General features: G+C 65.7%; 3 protein-coding genes. 1 reads left to right on the top strand and 2 read right to left on the bottom strand.

Translation table 11 applies throughout. The features are described 5' to 3' along the window. The first annotated feature begins 195 nt into the window (after window positions 1-195). Entirely contained in the window at window positions 196-1,134 is a 939-nt protein-coding gene (locus tag AC1DUU_RS26375) for an IS110 family RNA-guided transposase (RefSeq protein ID WP_476786317.1), read from the top strand. Window positions 1,135-1,254: 120 nt separating this feature from the next. On the opposite strand, the gene AC1DUU_RS26370 is transcribed toward AC1DUU_RS26375, so the two are convergent. Together AC1DUU_RS26370 and AC1DUU_RS26365 are read right to left on the bottom strand one after the other, a co-directional pair. Then, entirely contained in the window at window positions 1,255-2,646 is a 1,392-nt protein-coding gene (locus AC1DUU_RS26370; RefSeq protein WP_476786316.1) for a sensor histidine kinase N-terminal domain-containing protein, read from the bottom strand. Further along, complete coding sequence (locus AC1DUU_RS26365; protein WP_476786315.1) at window positions 2,646-3,320, bottom strand: response regulator; 675 nt, start codon at window positions 3,318-3,320, stop codon at window positions 2,646-2,648. Before AC1DUU_RS26365 ends, AC1DUU_RS26370 begins: the two co-directional genes overlap by 1 nt. Between the last annotated feature and the right edge of the window lie 266 nt (window positions 3,321-3,586).

Raw genomic sequence — 3,586 nt, 5'->3', positions numbered from 1 at the left:
GCCCCTCACCCTTACCCTTGTAACTTGAACGTTGCCGCATCTGCTATTGTTAGCGGTGCGGTGGCGGACGGGAGACCGAAGTTCCTTTGGGACACCAAGCCCGTGGGAGAGCTTGGGTCTTCGTCCGCCGTTCCATCGACCCCGAACAGTCGCCAGGGCCGCAAGCGAAGCCCGATTAGGCAAGGATGGGAGAAGATGGACGCTGCTTTTGTCGTTGTAGGGATCGATGTCTCGAAGGAGCGGCTCGACATTCATGTCCTGCCCTCGGGCGAGCGTTTTGCCGTCGGCAATAACGATGCCGAGGTGATGGAGCTCTGCACCCGGCTCGGTCGGCTSGGGCCGGAGCGGGTGGCGCTCGAGGCGACGGGCGGGCTGGAGACACTGGCGGTGGCGACCCTGTCGGGCGCCGGGCTGCCGGTGGTGGTGGTCAATCCAGCACAGGTGCGCGCCTTCGCCGGAGCACTCGGCAAGCGCGCCAAGACCGACGCGATCGATGCGGCGGTGATTGCCGCCTTCGTTACCGCCACCCGGCCCGAGCTGCGGCCTCTGCCCGACGCCGAGGCCAGGGCGCTGGCCGATCTGGTGGCGCGGCGGCGGCAGATCGTGCAGATGATCGTCGCCGAACAGAACCGCGCTCGCAACGCAACCGCCCGGGAAACCCGCAAGAGCATCAAGCGGCTGCTTTCGGCGTTGCAGCGCGAACTCGCCAGCCTCGATGCCGACATGGACGACCACATCCGCAAGTCGCCGCTGTGGCGCATCAAGGAGAAGCTGCTGACTTCGGTGAGTGGCGTCGGTCCAACGGTGGCCAGGACCCTGATTGCCGAGCTGCCCGAACTCGGCCGTCTCGACCGCCGCCAGATCGCCGCACTTGCCGGCCTTGCTCCCTTCACCCGCCAGTCCGGCCAATGGCGCGGCAAGAGCTTCATCGGCGGCGGCAGGACGCGCGTCCGCGCCGCACTGTTCATGGCAGCCCTTGTCGCCGCACGTCACAACCCTGTCCTCAAGGCCTTCCGCGACAGGCTCGTTGCCGCCGGCAAGCCCAAGATCGTCGCCATCGTCGCGACAATGCGCAAGCTCCTCACCATCCTCAACGCCATGATCCGGGACCAAAAACCATGGCAAACCGCTTGACCGCCAAGACAGTCGCTCTCCCCGTGAAATACGGGGAGAGGGGGGCGTTGGCGTTGCCGCTTGTTCCTTCTCCCCGTCATTACGGGGAGAAGGTGCCGGCAGGCGGATGAGGGGCAATTTCTACAGCGTTTTTATAGACGGAAACGCAATCCGTACCCTTAGGCCACGGCCATTCGCGCCTGCCAGCAGCTCCAGCCGTCCGCCGAACAATGCCGCGATCTCTTCCACGATCGGCAGGCCGAGCCCTGCACCTGGCTTGTCGCCCGATCGCCCGCGCACAAAACGCTGGCGAACACTTTCCATCTCCGACGCCGGGATGCCCGGTCCGGTGTCCTCGACCTCCAGCACGACCTCCGTGCCACCGTCGAGCACCTTGACCGTCGCCTCCGCGCCGCTGCCGGCATAAGCGAGCACGTTTTCGATCAGGTTGCGGATCATTTCGCTGAGCAGCATCGGTTCGCCGCGTACAAACAGTGCCTTTTCGCCGTCAAAACCGAGATCGATGCCAGCGGCATGCGCCTGGGTAACGCGATCGGCGGTGAGCGTCTGCGCAAGCTCGGTCAGGTTGACCGCGCCAAGGTTCTTGAGCCTGTCGGACGCCGCCTCGTCGACCTTGGCGAGCAGCAAAAGCTGGGCGATGACGCGCTCGGCATGAGCGACCGCCTCGTCGCCCATCCGGGCGGCCTGCCGCGCCTCTTCGAGCGAGTGCGCGCGCGCGGCAAGGGCAAGCTGGGTGCGGATGATGGTCAGCGGCGTGCGTAGCTGATGGCTGGCATTGCCGGTGAAATGCCGCATCGCACCCAGTGCCGAGCCGAGCCGGCCCATGAATGAGTTTACGGTGTCGACCAGCCCGCGCACCTCCTTGGGCACCGATTGTTCGATTGGGTGCAGATCGTCGGGATTGCGTTCGGCTATCGCGTCGCGCAACCGGTAGAGCGGACGCAGCGAAAAGGTGACGGCGAGCCAGACGATCGCCGCCGCACTGCCGATCAGGATGGCGAGCCTGAGCGCCGAGCGCAAAAGGATGGTCTGCGCCAGCTGCGTGCGGGCGATGGTCGTTTCGGCGATGGTAACGACGAAAGGAATCGAGGTCGCACCCGTCGAAGCGGCGCGGGAAAGCGAGCTCAACCGGATCGGCTCGCCGCGGAAATTCGCGTCGGCATAGCCGCTTTCTTCCTGTTCGAGCCCCTGGATGACAGGCAGGTTCTGGTATCCGGTGATGAACCCCTGGGGGCCGTCGACACGGTAGAAGACGCGGTCCTGTGCCGCCGAGGTCAGCATTTCGAGCGCGACATAGGGGATGTCGACTTCCAGCGCGCCATCCTCGGCCACCACCACGCGCTCGGCGATCGCCAGCGCCGAACCTGCCAGTACCCGGTCGGAGACGGCGTTCGCCGTGTCCACCGCCTCGCGATAGGTGTCGGCGAGCGCGATCAGGCCAATGGTGACCAGTGGCACCAGCAGCCACAGCAGCAGCCGACTGCGCAGCGAATAGGGCTTCGTCCGGGCCATCAGGGGCTTGGCAGCTTTTCGAGATAATAGCCGATGCCACGCGCGGTCCGCACCGTCAGGCCGTAAGGAGCCAGGCGCTTGCGCAGGCGGCTGACATATTGCTCGATGGCGTTGGCGCTCAGATCCTCGTCGAAGCCGGCGAGCGATTCGATGATCGCCTGCTTGGCGACGACCTTGCCGGCGCGCATGAACAGCGTTTCCAGCAGCGCCAGTTCCCGCGCCGGAATGTCGATGGCAGCTCCGTTTGAGGAAAAGCTGCGCGTGTTGAGGTCGAGCGCCACCTCGCCGAAGGTGACGGTCGCCGCCTTGAGCCCGGCGCGGCGGCGCAGCAGGGTGCGCACCCGCGCTTCCAGCTCGCCAACGTCGAAGGGCTTGACCATGTAGTCGTCAGCGCCGAGGTCGAGCCCTTTCACTCGCTCGTCGAGCGAATGCCGCGCCGACAGGATCAGCACGGCGGCGTCATGCTGGCGTCCGCGCATGGTGCGCAGCACGTCGAGCCCGTCCATCTCGGGCAGGTTGAGGTCGAGGATGACGAGGTCGAAGCGCTCGGTGGCGAGCACGGCCACGGCGGACGCACCATCGCCGACCACGTCGACGGCATAGCCGCTGCCCTTGAGCACCGCCGCCAGCCCACCAGCCAGCGTCGCGTTGTCCTCCACCACCAGAATGCGCAACCGAATTCTCCTTGCCCCACCCGCTATGACGATGCCTATTCGATAGGCAAAGGTCCAGAGCCCCTTGCACGCATCTATAGCGCTTCGCCGTTGTGCCGCTCGCTTGGCTGATGCATGGTCGAGCGATCATGCGCTTTGCCATTCTCGCCGCCCTTGTTTGCCTTTCAGCGCCCGCCTGGGCCGAGGTCACCGTCTTTCCAGCACTCAACGGCGCTTCGGACGCGCGCACGCTTGTCGTTTATTCCTCGCTCGACGCGCCTTTGGCC

This window comes from Aminobacter sp. P4_H6_2 (genome assembly GCF_056400805.1).
This window is presented reverse-complemented; position numbering and strand designations above follow the sequence as displayed.

Excerpts from the sequence above, each read along its gene's own strand:
- AC1DUU_RS26370 (WP_476786316.1), bottom strand. The coding sequence starts at position 2,646 with ATGGCCCGGACGAAGCCCTATTCGCTGCGCAGTCGGCTGCTGCTGTGG.